At 60.2% G+C, this 19,025-nt stretch carries 20 protein-coding genes; 10 read left to right on the top strand and 10 right to left on the bottom strand.

Going from position 1 to position 19,025, the window contains the following annotated elements:
- Window positions 1-20 precede the first annotated feature (20 nt).
- The 5 genes from ntrX to dusB all read right to left on the bottom strand — a co-directional run bounded on the left by ntrX (window position 21) and on the right by dusB (window position 7,235).
- A complete protein-coding gene (gene ntrX / locus BM225_RS11525; RefSeq protein WP_072706493.1) occupies window positions 21-1,415 on the bottom strand; it encodes a nitrogen assimilation response regulator NtrX in 1,395 nt (464 codons plus the stop codon).
- Window position 1,416: 1 nt separating this feature from the next.
- The gene (locus BM225_RS11520) at window positions 1,417-3,678 is read right to left on the bottom strand and encodes a sensor histidine kinase NtrY-like (protein ID WP_072706494.1); all 2,262 of its coding nucleotides are present in this window, start codon (window positions 3,676-3,678) and stop codon (window positions 1,417-1,419) included.
- Window positions 3,679-3,777: 99 nt separating this feature from the next.
- Window positions 3,778-5,142: a response regulator gene (locus BM225_RS11515; protein WP_072706495.1), complete on the bottom strand. Its 1,365-nt coding sequence runs from the start codon at window positions 5,140-5,142 to the stop codon at window positions 3,778-3,780.
- Between the two features lie 12 nt (window positions 5,143-5,154).
- Window positions 5,155-6,255, bottom strand: coding sequence for a two-component system sensor histidine kinase NtrB (locus BM225_RS11510; RefSeq protein ID WP_072706496.1), 1,101 nt, complete (start codon window positions 6,253-6,255; stop codon window positions 5,155-5,157).
- Window positions 6,252-7,235 carry a tRNA dihydrouridine synthase DusB gene (gene dusB / locus BM225_RS11505; protein WP_072706497.1) on the bottom strand — a complete coding sequence of 328 codons (984 nt, stop codon included), beginning with the start codon at window positions 7,233-7,235 and terminating at the stop codon, window positions 6,252-6,254. Before dusB ends, BM225_RS11510 begins: the two co-directional genes overlap by 4 nt.
- Before the next feature lie 179 nt (window positions 7,236-7,414).
- Here dusB and BM225_RS11500 point away from each other — a divergent pair, with 179 nt between their 5' ends.
- Genes BM225_RS11500 through BM225_RS11490 form a run of 3 tightly spaced genes read left to right on the top strand, consistent with a single transcriptional unit; the run spans window position 7,415 to window position 9,494 of the window.
- Window positions 7,415-8,542, top strand: coding sequence for a bifunctional 2-C-methyl-D-erythritol 4-phosphate cytidylyltransferase/2-C-methyl-D-erythritol 2,4-cyclodiphosphate synthase (locus tag BM225_RS11500; RefSeq protein ID WP_072706498.1), 1,128 nt, complete (start codon window positions 7,415-7,417; stop codon window positions 8,540-8,542).
- Window positions 8,539-9,030: a phosphatidylglycerophosphatase A family protein gene (locus tag BM225_RS11495; RefSeq protein ID WP_072706499.1), complete on the top strand. Its 492-nt coding sequence runs from the start codon at window positions 8,539-8,541 to the stop codon at window positions 9,028-9,030. Before BM225_RS11500 ends, BM225_RS11495 begins: the two co-directional genes overlap by 4 nt.
- A complete protein-coding gene (locus tag BM225_RS11490; RefSeq protein ID WP_072706500.1) occupies window positions 9,027-9,494 on the top strand; it encodes a CinA family protein in 468 nt (155 codons plus the stop codon). The genes BM225_RS11495 and BM225_RS11490 overlap by 4 nt, the downstream gene beginning before the upstream one ends.
- On the opposite strand, the gene BM225_RS11485 is transcribed toward BM225_RS11490, so the two are convergent.
- Entirely contained in the window at window positions 9,461-9,928 is a 468-nt protein-coding gene (locus BM225_RS11485) for a type II toxin-antitoxin system RatA family toxin (RefSeq protein ID WP_072706501.1), read from the bottom strand. The two genes, BM225_RS11490 and BM225_RS11485, sit on opposite strands and share 34 nt — an antisense overlap.
- 100 nt (window positions 9,929-10,028) lie before the next feature.
- Between BM225_RS11485 and hpt the strand changes: the two genes are divergently transcribed.
- From hpt to BM225_RS11465, 4 genes are all read left to right on the top strand, one after another.
- Window positions 10,029-10,538: a hypoxanthine phosphoribosyltransferase gene (gene hpt / locus BM225_RS11480; protein ID WP_072706705.1), complete on the top strand. Its 510-nt coding sequence runs from the start codon at window positions 10,029-10,031 to the stop codon at window positions 10,536-10,538.
- A complete protein-coding gene (locus BM225_RS11475) occupies window positions 10,535-10,720 on the top strand; it encodes a hypothetical protein (protein WP_072706502.1) in 186 nt (61 codons plus the stop codon). The genes hpt and BM225_RS11475 overlap by 4 nt, the downstream gene beginning before the upstream one ends.
- Window positions 10,721-10,804: 84 nt before the next feature.
- Window positions 10,805-11,257 carry a c-type cytochrome gene (locus BM225_RS11470; protein WP_072706503.1) on the top strand — a complete coding sequence of 151 codons (453 nt, stop codon included), beginning with the start codon at window positions 10,805-10,807 and terminating at the stop codon, window positions 11,255-11,257.
- A gap of 6 nt (window positions 11,258-11,263) precedes the next feature.
- Window positions 11,264-12,139, top strand: a complete 876-nt coding sequence (locus BM225_RS11465; RefSeq protein WP_072706504.1) for a cytochrome c — start codon at window positions 11,264-11,266, stop codon at window positions 12,137-12,139.
- A 58-nt stretch (window positions 12,140-12,197) separates the two neighbouring features.
- On the opposite strand, the gene lipA is transcribed toward BM225_RS11465, so the two are convergent.
- Entirely contained in the window at window positions 12,198-13,148 is a 951-nt protein-coding gene (gene lipA, locus BM225_RS11460; RefSeq protein ID WP_072706505.1) for a lipoyl synthase, read from the bottom strand.
- Between the two features lie 320 nt (window positions 13,149-13,468).
- Between lipA and BM225_RS11455 the strand changes: the two genes are divergently transcribed.
- Complete coding sequence (locus BM225_RS11455; protein WP_072706506.1) at window positions 13,469-14,020, top strand: peroxiredoxin; 552 nt, start codon at window positions 13,469-13,471, stop codon at window positions 14,018-14,020.
- 77 nt (window positions 14,021-14,097) lie between these two features.
- Here the strand turns inward: BM225_RS11455 and BM225_RS11450 are convergent, their stop codons facing one another.
- Window positions 14,098-15,021 carry a LysR substrate-binding domain-containing protein gene (locus BM225_RS11450; protein ID WP_072706507.1) on the bottom strand — a complete coding sequence of 308 codons (924 nt, stop codon included), beginning with the start codon at window positions 15,019-15,021 and terminating at the stop codon, window positions 14,098-14,100.
- 101 nt (window positions 15,022-15,122) lie between these two features.
- Here BM225_RS11450 and BM225_RS11445 point away from each other — a divergent pair, with 101 nt between their 5' ends.
- Window positions 15,123-15,830: a VIT1/CCC1 transporter family protein gene (locus BM225_RS11445; RefSeq protein WP_072706508.1), complete on the top strand. Its 708-nt coding sequence runs from the start codon at window positions 15,123-15,125 to the stop codon at window positions 15,828-15,830.
- On the opposite strand, the gene BM225_RS11440 is transcribed toward BM225_RS11445, so the two are convergent.
- Window positions 15,827-16,936, bottom strand: a complete 1,110-nt coding sequence (locus BM225_RS11440; protein WP_072706509.1) for a DUF6456 domain-containing protein — start codon at window positions 16,934-16,936, stop codon at window positions 15,827-15,829. The genes BM225_RS11445 and BM225_RS11440 overlap by 4 nt on opposite strands.
- Window positions 16,937-17,166: 230 nt before the next feature.
- On the opposite strand from BM225_RS11440, the gene BM225_RS21585 reads away from it, so the two are divergent.
- Window positions 17,167-17,547, top strand: coding sequence for a DUF6477 family protein (locus BM225_RS21585; RefSeq protein WP_072706510.1), 381 nt, complete (start codon window positions 17,167-17,169; stop codon window positions 17,545-17,547).
- Here the strand turns inward: BM225_RS21585 and BM225_RS11430 are convergent.
- Complete coding sequence (locus BM225_RS11430; protein WP_092464400.1) at window positions 17,457-19,001, bottom strand: trimethylamine methyltransferase family protein; 1,545 nt, start codon at window positions 18,999-19,001, stop codon at window positions 17,457-17,459. The genes BM225_RS21585 and BM225_RS11430 overlap by 91 nt on opposite strands.
- Between the last annotated feature and the right edge of the window lie 24 nt (window positions 19,002-19,025).

Below are 19,025 nucleotides of genomic sequence, written 5' to 3'. Positions count from 1 at the left end.
CCCGTCAATCGGGGGCACGATCACTCTTCTTCGCTGCCGTCGGACTTGCTGCCGGTTTTGGCACCAATTCCCAGCGATTTCAGTTTTCTATGCAGCGCGCTGCGCTCCATGCCAACAAACTGTGCCGTCCGGCTAATGTTCCCGCCAAAGCGATTGATCTGCGTCATCAGGTATTCCCGCTCAAACGCCTCGCGGGCTTCACGCAGGGGCAGCGCAGCCAAAGCGCCGGACAGAACCACGCGATCGCCGCCCGCGTCCGACGGCGTATCTGTTCCAGACACTTCAGCAGCGGTGATCGGACCGTCTCCGTCCCCAAGGATCAAGACGCGCTCAATCAGATTGCGCAACTGACGCACGTTGCCCGGCCAAACATGAGACTGCAGCACAGCAGCCGCCTCTTCGCTCAGGGTTCGCTTGGGCAGGCCCTGCTGCGTGTGCAACTCGTCAATGAAATGGTCCACCAGCAGCGGCAGATCCTCGCGGCGGTCCGACAGCGCGGGCACTGCCACGGGTACCACGTTCAGGCGGTGATACAGCTCTTCGCGGAAATTGCCTTGTGCGATCTCGTCCTTCAGATCGCGCCCCGTTGACGAAATCACGCGCAGATCAACGCGCACCTTGTCCGTGCCGCCAACCCTCTGAAACGTCTGATCCACTAGCACGCGCAGCATCTTGGACTGGGTGCCGAGCGGCATGTCGGCAACTTCGTCCAGATAAAGGATGCCGCCGTTCGCTTGTTCCAGCATGCCCTTCTCGACACCGCGCTCTGCGTTTTCGCGGCCAAACAGAACCGTCTCCATCTGGTCGGGCTGGATCGAGGCGCAACTCACGGTCACAAACGGCGCCGTTGCGCGGTTCGAATGCTGGTGGATATAACGGGCGGCCACTTCCTTGCCGCTTCCTGCGGGGCCCGTCAGCATGACCCGTCCATTCGAGCGCGTGACTTTGTCGAGTTGCCCGATCAGCGCGCGGAACACGGCGCTCTCTCCCAGCATGACCAGCGGCTTCTGGTCCACCCGCTTCAGGCTCTGGTTTTCACGGCGCAAGAGGCTTGTCTCCATCGCGCGGCGGATCACCACCAAAAGCTGGTCGATGTTAAACGGCTTTTCGATGAAGTCATACGCGCCCTGCTTGATCGCAGCGACCGCAATCTCGATGTTCCCATGCCCTGAGATGATAACCACTGGAATGCCAGGATTGTCGCGTTTCACGACTTTCAGGATGTCGATCCCATCCATCTGGCTGTCCTTGAGCCAGATATCGAGGATCATCAGCGCTGGCGGCGTGGCATTCAGCTGCTGCATACATTCGTCCGAAGACCCCGCAAGACGGACGGCATATCCTTCGTCTTCCAGAATGTCTCCGATCAGCTCTCGGATGTCGCGCTCGTCGTCAACGATAAGAATGTCGCTCATCTTACTCAGAAGCCTCGTTTTTTGGCGTTTTACCTTCGTCCAGCGGCAGAACAATCTCGGCGCGGGCGCCGCGATGTGCCCCGGGGGCAAAAGGTTCGGCGTCCTCTAGGGTCAGAAGACCGCCATGTTCTTCGATAATCTTTTTAACAATCGGCAGACCAAGGCCGGTGCCTTTGTCGCGGGTGGTCACATACGGTTCAAACAAGCGCGCGCGATCCTCGGGCAGTCCGATCCCGTTGTCCGAGATTGTGATCCGTGCGCGGGTATCATCATGGGTCATGGCAATCCTGATTTCGGGCTTAAACCCATCTGGAACACCATTTTCCTGCAAACTTTCAATAGCTTCCCCTGCGTTCTTGATCAAGTTGATCAGCGCTTGGGAAATCATGGTTTCGTCCAGAAGCGAAGTGACTTCCTCTTCCGGAATATGCGCGTCGAAACGTACACCGGTCTGGCCGATGTCCTGCAAAACAACTGCATCACGCAGGATTTTGGACAGATCCACGGGGCGGCGTTGGGGCTGCGGCATCCGCGCGAACTTGGAGAATTCATCCACAATCCGGCGCAGGTCTTCGGTCTGGCGGACAATCACATCGGTGAGCTGCTCCAGCTTCTCTGCGTCGTCCCCCGCCACCTTGACAAACTTCCGGCGAATGCGTTCTGCGGACAGCCGGATCGGCGTCAGCGGGTTTTTGATCTCGTGGGCGATCCGGCGCGCCACGTCGCCCCATGCGGCCATACGCTGCGCAGAGACCAGATCGCTAACGTCATCAAAGGCCAGCACGTATCCTTCGAGCATGCCTTCGTGGTTCATCCGCGCCGACATACGCACCAGCAGGGTTTCTGTCCGCCCATCACGGGTCAGACGCACCTGCTCTTGGGCCGCATCATTGGGATCATGGCTCAGGCGTTCGAACACTGGGATGAATTCGGGGACGATCAGGCTCAGCGCTTGGCCTTCTTCGTCGCCCTCCAGCCCCAGCAGAGACATGGCAGAGCGGTTCGCCAGCGTGATCTGACCCTCGCGGTCGAGCGCGACCACCGCAGAGGTCACGGAACTCAGGATCGAGTCAAACAGTCGGCGCCGACGCTCGATCTGATCCGTATTGTCCAGCAAGGTGTCGCGCTGCACCTTTAGCTGCCGCGTCATCTGGTTAAAGTAGCGCCCCAGCATGGCGATCTCGTCATCGCCCTTTTCCTCGCGCACCTGAATGTTCAGATCGCCAGACCCCACACGCTGCGCCGCGCCGGCCAACCGCCCAATCGGCCGCGCCAAACGCTCGGCGAAATATAACCCAAGCCAGATCGCAGCCAAAATCAGGATCAGCGCAAACCCCAAGTAGAGCAGCCCGAACTCGAACAAAAGCTTGCCGCGATCATTTTCCAATTGCTGGTAGAGCTTTACGGTCTGCTGCGTGTCATCCAAGAGCCGCAAAATATCGCCATCCACGCGGCGACTGACATACAAGAACCTGTCCACAAATCCGGGCAGGTTCACGAGGGCGCGGAATTCGTCCAGATCCCAGTCTTCGATCACCTCGAGCCCATTCAAACGGGCCGCATCCAGCTGTTCGGTCGAAGGCGCCTCGTAGTTGAACAGATAAGAGCTTTCGCCCCGCGCCTTGATTTCACCGGCGGAGTTCACAACGAACGCCTCGCTCAGGCCGCGCTGGATTTGGCTTTGCCCTTCGGCCAACAGTTTGCGCACATCCCCGTCAGTCAGATAGCCTGCGGCACGGCGATTGAGCTCCAAGAAGCTGGCCAGAGCGCGGGCATCCTCGGACAAGTCTTGACGATGCTCTTGCTCATACGCCTGCGCTGCCGCGAGAGAGCTGCCCAATACGCGCTGGACACGATCAGAGAACCAGCCTTCGAGACCGAAATTCACGGTCAGCGTCGCGAACACCGCCACGCACACGGTCGGCACCAGCGCCAGCATCACGAACACGCCGGTCAGACGCAGGTGCAATCGCGACCCAGCGGACCGCGCACGCCGCGCTGCAATCATCTGCGCAACGCGGCCCAAGACCAATGCAGCCACCAGCAGGACATAGACAAAGTCTGCCAAGAGCACGCCGCGCAAATGGGTCGAGGACATGCCCTGATCCAACGGACCCAGCACAAGGAAGGTCGCAAGCGCCAACATCGGCCCCAGGATCACCAACCCAAGGGCGGCGACATTCTGGACCTTTCGCTGGAAACGCAGTTGATTGACGCGTTCCCAAGTCAGAGCGCGGCCAAGCCGCTGTGCCCCTGTTACCACGGACCTACCTCAAGTGATGGGGGCCATGATGGCCACCGACGCAATATAGGCCGCAATACACCAGAAGTGATCCCGAAATGCCAGCCTACTGTTGCGTAATTACATCAACTTGCGGCGCCGTGTCACCTGAATATCGAGATCGGTGATTTTTTTCCGCAGAGTATTCCGGTTGATCCCCAACAAATCCGCGCATTTGGCCTGATTTCCGCCCGTCGCATCCAGCGCAATCTCTATCAAAGGCAGCTCAATCTCGTGCAGGATCCGCTGATACAGGCCAGGGGGCGGCAAGACGCCTCCGTGTAGGTCAAAGTAACGGCGCAGGTGGCGGGCCACGGCGGCCGAGAGCTTTTCTTGGGGCGCGCCGCTGACCATGGGTTCGATACTGGGCTGGTTGCCAAGCACGGATTCAACCTCGGTCTGGGTGATGCTGGGCTCGCGAGAAGTCACCACCAGACGCTTCATCGCGTTTTCCAGCTGGCGCACGTTGCCAGGCCAGCTGTAGGCGCGCACCATCTTTTCGGCCTCTTCCGAGAGCTGACGCGAGGGCGCACCGTCCTGTTCTGATTTGGCCAGGAAATGCGCGGCAAGCAGCGGAATGTCATCCACCCGTTCGCGCAGTGCAGGCACCTGAATGGTAACGCCGCCAAGACGATAGAACAGATCCTGACGGAATTCGCCGCTTTCCATGCGGTTGGTCAGATCGGTCTGGCTGGTCGCCATAATTCGCGGGGCGTTGTCGGTCAGACTATCCAGCATCCGCACCACACGGGCCTGCGCCTCGGCACTCAGGTCGCCGACTTCGTCGAACAAAAGAGAGCCGCCACGGGCCTTGGCCAGCGCCTGCGCGGGGCCTTCGAGGGTTTCCAGATCGTTGGAGTTCACGGTCACAAAAGGCAGGGTCCGGCGATCACTGAAGTCATGAATTGCCTTGGCAATCAGGGATTTACCAGAACCACTTTCACCGGAGATCAACACCGGCAATTCGGTATTCATCACCCGCGCGACCAGCCGGTACAGCGCCTGCATTGCGGGCGTGCGGCCCACCAAGGGCAACTCGCCGGGGCGATCGGGTTCTTCGACGGCGCGGGGGGCGCTGCGGGCACTGCTCTCCAAGGCGCGGGCGGTGCGCTTCATCAGGTCGGGCAGGTCAAAGGGTTTGGGCAGATAATCGTAGGCCTTGGCCTCGGCGGCCTGAATGGCGGTCATGATCGTGTTCTGTGCCGAAATCACGATAACCGGCAGGTTCGGACGCTCTTCCCCGATCTTGGGCAGCATCTCGAGACCGTTCCCGTCGGGCATCATCACATCGCTGATCACAACGTCGCCTTTGCCCTCGCTGACCCACCGCATCAACGTGGTCAGAGAGCTCGTGGCGTGCACTTTACAGCCTGCGCGAGTCAGGGCTTGGGTCAACACCGTGCGAATGGTGCGATCGTCATCTGCGACCAATACAGTTCCGTCCATAACCCGTTCTCCTTACTTCGAATTTGCTTCTTGGGCTGCCTTCATCTCCTGGCGCACCGCACGGGGCACCTGAGGCAGCGAAATGCGAAAAGTCGTTTTGCCGGGGACCGAGTCCACCGAGATCCAGCCGTCATGTTCCGAGATAATCTTGCTGACCAAAGCAAGCCCCAGTCCAGTCCCGTTCTCCCGACCCGAAACGAATGGATCGAACACATCGTCGGCGATTTCCGGCGGCAGACCGGGGCCGTCATCCTGAATCTCGATCTGTAGGGGCAGAGCTTTGCCGCCTCCGTCCTTTCGGCGCAAACGCAAGGAATACTCGTAATAGGTCCGCATCTTGATGGTCCCGCCGCCGTTCCCCGCCGCTTGGGACGCGTTCTTGAGCAGGTTCAGGACCACCTGAAGCAATTGGTCCGCATCCACCCATGCTTCGGGCAGCGATGGGTCAAAATCCTCGACAAAGGTCATGTTCGCGCCAAAGCCAAGGATGGCCGACCGGCGGGCGCGGTCCAGAATATCGTGCAGGTTCACCGCCGCCAGCTTGGGCGGACGCTGGTTACCGAACTGTTCCACCTGATCCAAGAGTCCCGCGATCCGGCGGGTTTCCCCGACGATCAGGTCAGTCAGTTCCAGATCCTGCTTGGGCAGGCTCATGGACAACAGCTGCGCCGCGCCAGCAATGCCCGCCAGAGGGTTCTTGATCTCGTGGGCCAGCATCTGCGCCATGCCGATGGCGGATTTTGCGGCGGATTTTACAGTCTGTCCTTGAGTAATCCGGCCCGCGAATTCACGGGTCGACAGTAAGAACAGAAATTTGCCCGGCGCGCCGATCAGCGGCGCGATCTGCAAGGTACACTGCAAGGGCGCGCGGTCCCCCGTCCCCACATCTACATCGTTCACGATCAGAACCGAGTTGTCTTTGCGGGCGCGGCCAAAGGCCTCTTCGATGGGCGCGTCCACGGCCAGCACGTCGAACACCGGATAGCCGATCATCGAGCGGGTCGAATGGTTCAGGAACCCCTCGGCGGCAGGGTTCATATCCGCGATCTTGTTCTCTTCGTCGATCAAAAGGCCGGGAATGGGCAGCGAATTCCATAGGGTATCAAGGGTCATGCCGCCTCTCCCATGGGGTTCAGCAGCGCCTCTTCCAGATGCTCGAAAACAGCGGACGGCTCTTTTGCCGTCAGGATGTGACGCCGTGCTGCGGCGTTCGTTTGTGCGTTGTCCATATACCAGCCTAGATGTTTGCGCGCGACCTTGAGGCCAAGCTCGCCGCCATAAAAAGAGAGCATTTCGTCGTAATGTCCGGCGACCATATCCACGAGCGCCTGCCCCTCGGGGATGTCCGGTGCGGGGGTCCCAAAAAGCTCATGCGCGATCTCGGCCAGCACCCAAGGGCGCCCCTGTGCGCCGCGTCCGATCATGACCCCATCCGCTCCGGACTGATCCAGCGCCATACGGGCCGTGTCCGCATCCACGATATCGCCATTTGCAATGACTGGAATGCTGACCGCCTGTTTGACGTTGGCAATCGCAGCCCAATCGGCAGACCCTTTGTAAAACTGACAGCGGGTGCGGCCATGAATGGTCATCATCTGCACGCCCGCTACTTCGGCGCGCTTCGCCAATTCCGGTGCGTTCAGGCAGTCATCATCCCAACCAAGGCGACACTTCAGGGTCACGGGCACATCCACCGCGGCCACCACAGCCTCGATCAAGGTCAGGGCATGATCCAGATCGCGCATCAAAGCCGAGCCAGAATAACCGTTGGTCACCTTTTTGGCGGGGCACCCCATATTGATGTCGATGACACGCGCACCGTCACCGGCCACGCGCTTCGCAGCTTCGGCCATCCAGTAGGCGTCCTTGCCCGCGATCTGCACACTGGTCCTGTCTACACCAAGCCCTAACTCAGCCTTGGCCCGCACACCGGGTTTGGACTGAATCATCTCTTGGCTGGCGACCATTTCACTGACCACCAGTCCGGCACCAAAGCGCGACACCAGATTGCGGAAGGGCAAATCGGTGATCCCCGCCAAGGGGGCCAAGAGAACTGGAGGCTCGATCGAGAGGTTTGCCACGCGAATGGACAAATGATTAATCCTTGTGCAATTGGTAATGTGTTACCCAGCATGCGCCTTTCTTTCAACGGCACGGTGCTGATTTAGCGCCCGCAATTGAGCGAACGCACATTTTTTAATCACAACCGAGGGGTGGATTGCCAGCGCTGTTTGGACAGCCTAAGCAGGGCGGGAATTACAGGACGAGGGCTATGACCACAGCAGCAGTCATTGTCGCCGCAGGCCGCGGCACCCGCGCAGGCGGCGATATTCCCAAGCAATGGCGGTCTTTGGGCGCGCGTCTGGTGGGCGAATACAGTGTCGCGACGCTGACAGCGCACCCCGATGTGGCGCATGTGGTCGTGGTCGTGCACCCGGACGATCTGGCGCGGGCCGAAGCCTTGGGCTGGAGCTGCGTCACGGGTGGCGCCAGCCGTCGGGATTCGGTGATGAACGGGCTAGAGGCTCTGGCGGGCAAGGGCGTGACCAAGGTGCTGATCCACGACATCGCGCGCCCCGGACTGACCGATCAAGTGATCGACGATGTGATCGCGGCGCTGGATACTCATCAGGGGGCTGCACCCGCCCTGCCCGTTGTCGATGCGCTCTGGATCGGGGCGGACGGGAATGTGAACGGGACCCAAGCACGCGACGGGCTCTATCGCGCTCAGACGCCCCAAGGGTTTCACTATGATGCGATCCTGCACGCCCATCGCACGCACGGACAGGACGCCGCCGATGACGTTGAGGTCGCCCGCGCCGCAGGCATGACCGTCGCGATCACCGCAGGGTCCGCAGATAATTTCAAGATTACGCACCCGCAGGACTTTGCCCGCGCGGCGCGACTGTTGGAGACAGGTATGGATATCAGACTAGGCAATGGCTACGACGTGCACGCGTTCGAAGAGGGCGATCACGTCATCCTCTGCGGCGTGAATGTGCCGCACACCAAGGCATTGAAGGGCCATTCGGACGCGGATGTGGGCATGCACGCCATCACCGACGCGATCTATGGCGCTTTGGCCGAGGGCGACATCGGCCGCCACTTCCCCCCGTCGGACCCGGAGTGGAAGGGGGCCGCGTCAGAGATTTTCCTGAAACATGCGGTGGATCTGGCGACCGCTAAAGGGTTCACCATCAGCAACGTCGATTGCACCCTGATCTGCGAGCGCCCCAAGGTCGGCCCCCACGCGGATGCTATGATGGAGGCCCTGTCGGCGATCATGGGCATCGCCAAGGACCGCATCTCGGTCAAGGCGACCACCAGCGAGCGTCTGGGGTTCACGGGCCGTGAAGAGGGCATCGCCTCGATCGCAACAGCAACATTGGTGAAGCTATGAGCAAGTTTATCGCAACCTTCTTTGGCGTCGGAAACCTGCCCAAGGCACCGGGCACTTGGGGGTCACTGGCCGCCCTGCCCGTCGGGTATGTGCTGCACGAAACCGTGGGCTTCTACGGGTTCGCCATTGCCACTGTGGCGGTATTCATCATCGGCTGGTGGGCGACGGCCGCCGCGACCAAGGGCAGAGACAACCATGACCCCAGCGAAATCGTGATCGACGAAGTCGCGGGCCAGTGGATTGCCCTGCTGCCGGTGTCATTGGGCGCGACACATGCGGGCGCAGATATGCTGGCCCTGTGGCCGGGCTGGGTTGTGGCTTTCGTCGGCTTCCGCCTGTTTGACATCTGGAAGCCCGGGCCTGTGGGTTGGGCAGACCGCCGCGGCGACGCGCTTGGCGTGATGCTGGACGACGTTTTCGCAGGAATCATCGCGGCCATCTGTGTTATGATCGGCGCGGGTATCAGCCACGGGTTGCTTGGCGTATGAGCTTGGCCGTCGAAATTCTGAATCGCTACAAGGCGGAGGGGCGCATGATCGCCACCGCCGAAAGCTGCACGGGCGGCATGGTCAGCGCCGCCCTGACCGACATCGCAGGGTCCAGCGCTGTGGTCGAGCGTGGCTTTGTCACCTACACCAATCTGGCAAAACAGCAGATGCTGGGTGTGAAAGCCGCAACGCTAGAGGCTGTGGGCGCTGTGTCCGAGGGGGTCGCGCGAGAAATGGCGAGCGGCGCCTTGGCTAATTCCGCGGCGCAGGTCGCTGTCAGCATCACAGGAATTGCTGGTCCTGGCGGGTCAGATCACAAGCCCGAAGGTCGCGTCTGCTTTGGCATCGTGACCGAGGCTGGATACCTTCATACCGAGACGATTGAGTTTGGTGCCTTGGGCCGCGACATGGTTCGTGCCGCGGCGCGGGATCACGCGCTCGCGCTCTTGCTGTCTGCGCCGTAAAGGGTGTTTGCGCGTTCTAGAAACGCGCGGACAATCCGCTGCATCGCTTCGTTGAACACGAGGCCGATGATCCGCTGCAGCATGGCGTTCTTGAATTCGAAATCCACAAAGAACGCCACTTCGCAGCCCCCTTCGACATCTGTGAACGACCAGTTGGACTTCATGTACTTGAAGGGACCATCCAGATATTCGGTGTCGATCTTCTTGTCGTTCGGCCACAGGGTCACGCGGCTGCCGAACCGTTCGCGGAACACCTTGAAGCTGATCACCAGATCGGCGTCCATGACGGTCGCCTCGCCCTGTTCGGTGGTCTTGCGCACACGGGCAGCGGCACACCACGGCAGGAACTTGGGATAGCTGTTCACATCCGCCACCAGATCATACATCTGTTGGGCGGTGTACGGCATAAAGCGGTTTTCAGAATGGGTCGGCATAGCACCAAGGATTATTCGTGACAGTGGTGCAGCATTTCGTAGTATACGCCCGAAACTTCAAGGGGGATCTCCTGTGTCGCGTCCATATGTCATCGATGAAATGATCTCGGCCAAGGCGATTGCCGCCCGGATCGAAGAGCTGGCCAAGGAAATTTCACAGGAATACGCAGACACCGAACAGGTCGTCGTTATCGGTCTGTTGCGGGGCAGCTTCGTGTTCATCGCGGACCTTGCCCGAGAGCTGGACCTGCCGGTCGAGGTCGATTTCATGGAGGTCAGTTCCTATGGCAACGAGATGGTCAGCTCGCGGGAAGTCCGCATCCTCAAGGATCTGCGCGGCCAGATCGAAGGGCGCGATGTGCTGGTGGTCGAGGATATCGTGGACACCGGATACACCCTGTCGCACGTGATTTCCCTGCTGAAATCGCGCAAGCCCAAGCGTTTGAAAACAATCGCTCTTTTGGATAAACCCTCGCGGCGCGAGGTGGATTTCAAGGCGGACTATATTGGTTTTGAAATTCCAGACGAATTTGTTGTGGGCTACGGGATCGACTATGCGCAGCGCAACCGGAACCTTGGCTATATCGGCAAAGTCAGGTTCCCCGAATGAACCTGATCTGGCTGGTCCGCATGTCGAAATGGGCGCGGAACCCTCCGTCGCCCCAACGGGTCAAACTGGTTCTTGGCATCATCGCCCTGTGCTTGATCATCGTCGGGATCGAATTCTTTTTCGGTTGGCCCGACTGGCTCACCACCAACGGAAACCTGCGCGGCGGCGCGCCAAAATTCTAACGCGACTGTGAAAAACATCACAGAGTTCGCGGGCCGGATTGCCGCTCCTCTGTGCTAGCCTTCTGGTCAGAAGAGGAGATTTTCATGAAAACTTTACTGACCACTATTGCACTCAGCGCGACCCTCGCCTTGCCTGCCGCCGCGCAGGACATGTCGGCCCAGCTCAAGGCACGCCAAGGCCAATTCCGGATCATGGCCCTGAACCTTGGGGTTCTGGGGGACATGGTCAAAGGCGCCACTGAATATGACGCGACCGCCGCGCAAGCAGCAGCGGAAAGTCTGGTAGGGATTTCCATGGTGCACCAGCCCACGCTCTTTGCCGAAGGGTCCGATGAAATGAGCGTCGATGGCACCCGCGCCCTGCCCGCCATTTGGGAAAACCCCGATGATTTTGCCGCCAAGTGGGCCGCCTTTGGCGAGGTTGCGGCGCAAATGCAAACCGCTGCCGCCACTGGCACCGACGCGATGGGGCCTGCGATGGGCGCATTGGGCGGGGCCTGCAAATCCTGCCACGAGACCTACCGCGCACCGCAGTAAAGACCGATGTCCAAACTACTCAAAACGGCCGCAATTCTGGCCATCCTCGGGGGAGGCACCGCTTGGTGGCTCTCTCGTCCAATTCATGCCGACCCCTCTGATTTTGAGGGCTTGACCGGCGACGCCACCCATGGCGAGCAAGTTTTTTTGGCCGCGGGTTGCGCCTCGTGCCACATGAACGAAGAGACCAAGGAAAAGACTGTCTTGACTGGCGGCATGGAATTGCCGTCGCCCTTTGGGTCCTTTGTGGTGCCGAACATCTCGACCGATCCGGAGCATGGCATTGGTGGATGGACGGTAACCGAATTCGCGACCGCGCTGCAAAAGGGCGTGTCGCCAAAGGGCCAGCATTACTATCCGGCCTTCCCCTACACGTCCTACACCCACATGGCCGCGCAAGACATCGTCGATCTCAAGGCGTATATGGACACCCTGCCCGCCTCGTCGCAGGAAAACGCAGACCACGATATGCCGTTCCCCTTCAACATCCGGCGCAGCCTTGGATTGTGGAAGCAGCTGTATCTCAAGGACAGTTACGTGGTGACAAACACCCCGGGCAGTGAAATCGAGCGCGGACGCTATCTGGTCGAGGCGATGGGCCATTGCGGCGAGTGTCACACTCCGCGTGACCAGTTCGGCGGGCTGGACCGGTCAGCGTGGCTACAGGGCGCACCCAACCCGTCGGGCAAAGGCGAAATTCCCGGCATCACCCGCGGCATACTGAACTGGAGCAAAGAGGATATCGCCTACTATCTGTCCTCTGGCTTCACCCCTGATTATGACAGCGCTGGCGGCCACATGGCCTTGGTGATCGAGAACACATCAAAGCTGCCCGACGAAGACCGCGACGCGATCGCCGCCTACTTGCTGGCCTTGCCCTGAGGGGAAATGCAAAACGGGGCCAAAGCGGGCCCCGTTCGAACGTCGATCTTTCTGAAAATCAGGCCTCGGCCAATTTCTTCAGGCGGTTTTCGCGCAGGCGCGCAAAGTCGTCACCCGCATGGTAGCTTGAACGGGTCAGCGGTGTCGCCGACACCATCAAGAAGTTCTTGGCCCACGCAGCTTTCTCGTAGGCTGCGAACTCCTCTGGGGTCACAAAACGGTCGACAGCGTGGTGCTTGGGCGTCGGCTGCAAGTACTGGCCGATGGTCAGGAAATCCACGTCAGCGGCGCGCATGTCATCCATGACCTGGCGGACCTGTTCGTTGGTTTCGCCAAGGCCGACCATAATGCCCGACTTAGTAAAGATGGTCGGGTCGATCTCTTTGACGCGTTGAAGCAGGCGCAGCGAGTGGAAGTAGCGCGCACCGGGACGCACGGTGGGGTACTGGCCGGGAACAGTTTCAAGGTTGTGGTTGAACACGTCGGGCTTTGCAGCAACGACCGCCTCGAGCACCGACGGATCACATTTCAGGAAGTCCGGCGTTAGAATTTCAATTGTGGTGGTCGGGCTGCGATGGCGCACGGCGCGGATGGTCTGGGCAAAATGCTCTGCCCCGCCGTCCTCCAGATCGTCGCGGTCCACCGAGGTGATGACCACGTGATTGAGCCCCAGCTTTTGAACGGCATCTGCGACGCGGCCTGGTTCGAACACGTCCAGCGCATCGGGACGACCTGTCGCGATGTTGCAGAACGAACAACCGCGGGTACAGATGTCGCCCATGATCATCATGGTGGCGTGACCCTGCGACCAGCATTCCCCGACGTTGGGGCAACCCGCCTCCTCGCAGACGGTGACCAGTCCATGGTCGCGCATGATTTTGTGGGTCTCGCGGTATCCCTCGCTCGTGGGTGCCTTGACGCGGATCCACTCTGGCTTCTTGGGCTGAGCGTTGTCAGGGCGGTGCGCCTTTTCGGGGTGGCGCTGGCTGGGGATCTTGAGGTCTCGCACGGGGTGACTCCAGACGGGGTTTTGTTGCGTTGTCCTACTTTAGTGCGCGTTTGATGAAAGTTCCAGTTCTGTCCACGTGGTTTGCATGTGACGCATCGCGCGTTTGCGTTACGCGAATAGCTGCCCGAAGCTGCATGTTTTTATGGCAAAATCCCAAAGTCTCGCGGGCATAACCCTTCGCTTTTGCGTGAGAATTGGGGTGTGGCTCGAAATTGCCACAGACGGGATTGCACCCGACTTGGAACGATTCTATTTCTTGCTGCAGGCGCAGCACTGCGTCGCAGCATACCTCCCTTCCCCAACTCTACGGAGAGACCGACATGAAGCCTGGCATCCGTCTGCCCGAAGTCACCTTCCACACCCGCGTACGCGACGAAGCTGTTGGTGGCCCCAACCCCTTCCGCTGGGAAGACAAGACCACTGCCGACTACTTCGCTGGCAAGCGCGTGATCCTGTTCTCGCTGCCCGGCGCGTTCACCCCCACCTGCTCGACCTACCAGCTGCCCGGTTTCGAAGAGAACTTTGCCAAATTCCAGGACCTGGGTGTCGACGAGATCTACTGCATGTCCGTGAATGACAGCTTTGTCATGAACAAGTGGGCCCAGATGCAGGACATCAAAAACGTCAAAGTCATCCCCGATGGCTCGGGCGAATTCACCCGCAAGATCGGCATGCTTGTCGCCAAAGAGAACCTTGGCTTTGGCATGCGTTCGTGGCGCTATGCCGCTGTCGTAAACGACGGCATCATCGAAGCATGGTTCGAAGAGCCCGGCCGTTGCGACAACTTTGGCGAGGATCCCTATGGCGAGAGCTCGCCCGAGACCCTGCTGGCCTATCTGGAAAACGCGTCGAAGCCCGTCGCAGCTGAGTAATCGGCGTTCCTGATTGTTTGCGCCCTGCGCTCCTGAGCGGAGCGCAGGGCGTTTGCGTATTTAGAGCAAAAAGAAGCCTAGAAGGCAGCGCGGGCGTCGTGAACCAGCTCTTCGCCCACGCGTGTCAGGATATCGCCGAGTTCCGTGAACCAGCCATCGTCCCCGGCCACGTCACGACGCACAAGGCCGATGGTCCGATTTGGCTCGGGCCCATGAAAGCGCGAGAGCGCCATGTCTGGCGCAGCGCGGCATTCGGTGACGGCTGCAATCTCAGGCAAGAGCGTCAGGCCAAACCCGGCTGCCACCATTCTGGACAGAGTCGCGAGAGATGACGCACCCATATTGATTTGATGGTTCGAGCGGCCGCAAACTTCGAGCGCTTGGTCCGTGAGGCAGTGGCCGTCTTCGAGCAGAAGGAGTTGGTCTGGGTCTAGTGAAACCGGTCGCAACTCTTCGAGGCTTTGGCCAAGGTTCGCGATCCGTGCGTGAGAGCCTGCGAGAAGAAAGCGATCCTCGAACAGGGGGCGTTCGACCAAACCAGTCGCCTCGGCTGGGAGGGCGATGACAGCAGCATCGAGCTCCCCTTGTTGAAGCGCCGTCAGAAGGCGCGCCGTCTTGGCCTCTTGGACTTGAACATCAAGGCTCAGGTCGCGCGCGCGCAACTCTGCCAGCGCCGAGGGCAAGAGATAGGGCGCGACGGTAGGAATCATTCCGATCACCAGTTTGCCGGCTAAGCCGTCGCGCCACCGGGCAGAATGCTCCAGAGCGCGCACCTGCGCCACAATCTCTTTGGCTTGTTCCAGCGCAAGGCGCCCGAAGGGCGTCAGGGTCAGGTCGCGCGCGTGCCGCTCTACCAAGGGGCCACCAAGGGTCGCCTCCAGTTCCTTGATCTGCACGGACAAGGCAGGCTGGCTGATGTGGACCTTGGCCGCTGCATGACCAAAGTGGCGCATCTCGGCCAGAGCGATGAAGTATTCTAGCTGTCGAAGGGTAAGTTTCATAAGAACAGATTATCGCTCTTTGACGGGGTGTGCCAGAGCGCGCGCTTGTGGTCGCGGGGGATGAGTTTACTGTGGGCACGCCATCCAAAGGGACAGCCCAAATGCAGACAGCGCCACAGAAACCAGAAAGCAGAAGCATCGCGCGGACGCGGGACTTTCTGAAGCAAATCGTGTTTGGCGGGAACGATGGAATTGTCACAACCTTTGCCATTGTCGCAGGATTTGCGGGGGCGCAAGCGGACGGGACGGCACAGATCGGCGGAATCGCCGTGCTGGTGTTTGGTTTGGCGAACCTGTTTGCGGATGCGGTCAGCATGGGCTTGGGCGAATTTCTGTCCCTGCGGTCGCGCCACGCCATGTATCGTACGCGCCGCAGCCAGTTCGAAGGGACGCGGTCTGCCGCGACAGTGCGCCGGTTCTTACTGGCGCGCGGTGTGGCGGATCAGAACGCCGCGCAGGTGACCGAAGTTCTGGAAAGTCACCCAGATGTACTGGCGGATCTGGCCATGACCTTTGAGCACGGCATGACCGATCCCGATCAGGAAAGCCCTTGGGTCAGTGGGCTGGTGACCTTTCTGGCCTTTGTCGCATTCGGCTCCCTGCCCTTGCTGCCCTATTTTGTGGGAGGTGTGGGCGACGCGGCACTGGGGGGGTCGGTGGCCACCACCGCGAGCGCCCTGATCGCTTTGGGGCTACTGCGTTGGCGGGTGACAGAGGACCCTGCCCTGCGCGCGGTGGGCGAGACTGTGCTCGTTGGGGCCATTTGCGCAGGGGTGGCTTATGGGGTGGGCTGGGTCGTCGGCGGCTAGCCGATCAACTGACCCGAGCTCTCGAAGAGTTGGTAATAGCGCTTGAGCCGTTGCAGCGCGATCCGAAGAACAATTTTGCCAGATCGAGCTGACCAACCGAGCTGCTTTTCGGCATTTTCCAACCCTTCGAGCAAGCAGCAGCAGCGCAGCACCACATCGCCAAGGCCGGGCCCCAGATCGCGCAGGGCTGCTGCGACACGGGCGCGGGCCGCTTCGGGGCTGTAGCCGACCATATCGTCCCCTTGGTACGAGGTCTGTGCTGCACCGCTCAGAACCTTTTCCCAGTCTTGATCGCCGGACCTACCCATCTGAGCCAGCTCGAAATCCTCTCGCAGGCGCTCACCGGCGCGAACCAGATCCTCTTCGAGGAAGAGCGAGCCGTCTTTGTCGCGGCGCCGCGCCAGCACGGCCAACGGGGTCTCGTAACTGGTAAAGCGCATGCGCCGCTCGGACCCTTCGGAGGGGCCTGCAACACCGGCGGCCTGCGCCATAAAGGGGGTCTGCGCTTCGGCAAAACCGCTGGCACGGTTCTCGTCCTCGGCCAACATGCGTTTGAGCGCGGCGCGCCCCTCGGGCGTGATGCAATATTTGGAGATGCGGCCCGGATCCGTGCATTCCAACCAGTCCTTGAGCGCCAGAGCGCGGGCAATCGCCCGATCAGTGACGGCGGTGTTCTGGGCTTCGCCATTCGTGCTGCGCACAACGACGGCTTTCTCCATTCCCTCTGCCACGGCAAGCACAGCGCCCCGCTCGGCCAGATGGCGCAGGATGCGTTTGCCTTCGCGGCGCAGGGTGTCGGGGTCTGGTTGAACAGCGGGCTGATAAGCGGTTTGGGACATGGCAGTGTCCTCCTCTGGGTGTGGGTCTTTGGCGCCGGACAGCGCATGGCCCAACTGCAAGAGCACTTCGTCAACCAGAGGATCGTCGCGCCGCGTTTCGACCTTTTGGACTTGGCGCAGAATGGTCGAGGCATGACACCCTGCCGCTCGCGCCAGTTCACGGATCGAGAGCCCTTCTTCGGTGTGGGCCAAATAGCGACGTGCGCCACTGGGCACCCATTGGGGCAACGTGTTGGCCAGAGAGCCGGACGGGCGCGACGAATGCATGTGAACCTCCTTGTGTGTCTCGTCGAGAGCGCAGGGCAACCTGGCTGCGGGATCATGGTTAACGTATTGGAACAGCTGTTACCGATGCGTTAAAAATCCTTTGCAAAGCCATTTTTTGTTTCCATTTGGAAAACAGTCTTAAAGGCACCGTGCGCCCCTCCGTACGGTGACGCAACACCTCGGAAGTCGTGCTGTGATGATCTGACCCCAGACATCAAAGAGAGCGCGAAATGACTGATATTACGCAAGAACTACAGAACCTGCGCCGCCCCAAGCTGCTGGCTCGTGCCGCCCGTGCAGGGGCCGCAATGTATGATCGGAGTCGTCATCTGTCCCGAATTTTGGGCACAGATATCCCCCAAAAACATGAGGTCATCCTGGAATTGTTGCTGAACCGAGAACAAGAACTGGAGTCGCAACGCAAAACGGGCAACGCGGAATATCGCGCTGCCCGTCATGTAGAGGTGCTGATTGCCCTAAGGTGCGAGGCCGCTCAACGAGAGGCTGCGCAGGACGAAGATCAGGTAAAGGCGTCCGGCATGGAGGCTTTCTTCTCGGCCACATATGCGGCCAGTGCCTCGTTGATGGCGGGATCAAGCGCGGGCTGCTGATAGTCGGACAGCAACTTCTTGACCTTGATGCTGGCGAGCGTCTGGGTGTCACGCGCACCTTCTTCGTACCATGTCTCGAAGGGCTTGTAGTCCAGCACATTGGTGCGCCAGAACGCGTCTTTGAAGTTCGCCTGTGTGTGGGCACACCCAAGATAGTGACCACCCGGGCCGACTTCCCGAATAGCGTCCATCGCTTGGGCGTTCTCGTCGAACTTCACGCCCTCGGCGATGCGGTGCAGCACGCCAAGCTGGTCGGCATCCATTACGAACTTCTCGTAGGATGACACCAGACCACCTTCGAGCCAACCGCACGAGTGCAGCATAAAGTTCACGCCACCCATCAGGGCCGCGTTCAGGGTGTTCGCGGTTTCATATGCAGCCTGCGCATCAGGCAGCTTAGAACCACAAAGGCTACCACCCGAACGGAACGGCAGACCCAGACGGCGCGCCAACTGGCCTGCACCATACAGGATCAGGCTCGCTTCGGGGGTGCCGAAGGTCGGTGCACCAGAGTTCATGTCGATCGACGACACAAAAGTACCAAAGATCACAGGGGCGCCCTGACGGATCAACTGGCTGTAGGCGATGCCGGCCAGAACCTCTGCCAGAACCTGTGTCAGCGTGCCAGCCACAGAGACAGGCGCCATCGCACCGCCCACGATGAACGGCGAAATAATGCAGCCCTGACCCGCTTCGACGTAGACCTCCAGCGCACCCATCATCACGTCGTCGAAGGTCATCGGCGAGTTGATGTTGATGAGCGAGGTCATAACAGCGTTGTTCTGCACGAACTCCTTGCCGAACAGGATTTCCGACATCTCGACCGAGTCGCGCGCACGGCTGGGTTCGGTCACAGAGCCCATGTACGGCTTGTCCGACAGGGTCATGTGCGCCATCAGCATATCAAGGTGACGCTTGTTCACGGGCACGTCGGTGGGTTCGCACACGGTGCCGCCCGAGTGGTGCAGCCACTTGGACATGTAGCCAAGTTTCACGAAGTTGCGGAAGTCTTCCATGGTCGCGTAGCGGCGGCCGCCTTCGAGATCGCGCACGAAGGGAGGTCCGTAGACAGGCGCCAGAACAAGGCTTTTGCCACCGATTTCTACGTTCCGCTCAGGATTACGAGCGTGCTGGGTGTAGCTCGACGGTGCGGTTTCGCAGAGCTTGCGGGCCAGACCACGGGGAATGCGCACGCGATCACCCTGCACATCAGCACCAGCATCACGCCAGCGCTGCAGCGCTTTGGGGTTCTCGGGGAAGTTAACGCCGACCTCTTCGAGCAGGGTGTCGGCGTTATACTCGATGATTTCCAGTGCTTCCTCGTTCAGCACCTCGAACAGCGGGATATTGCGTTCGATAAATTTGGCGCTTTCGATACGGACTGCGGTGCGTTCTGCCCGGCGGGCTGCGCCGCCACCCCCACGTGCGCGTTTGCGGGTCGCTGTCTCGGTCATTCGTGAAACCTCCAATTCGTGCGC

The organism is Donghicola eburneus (genome assembly GCF_900115865.1).
GTDB classification, from domain to species: Bacteria; Pseudomonadota; Alphaproteobacteria; order Rhodobacterales; family Rhodobacteraceae; genus Donghicola; species Donghicola eburneus.
This window is presented reverse-complemented; position numbering and strand designations above follow the sequence as displayed.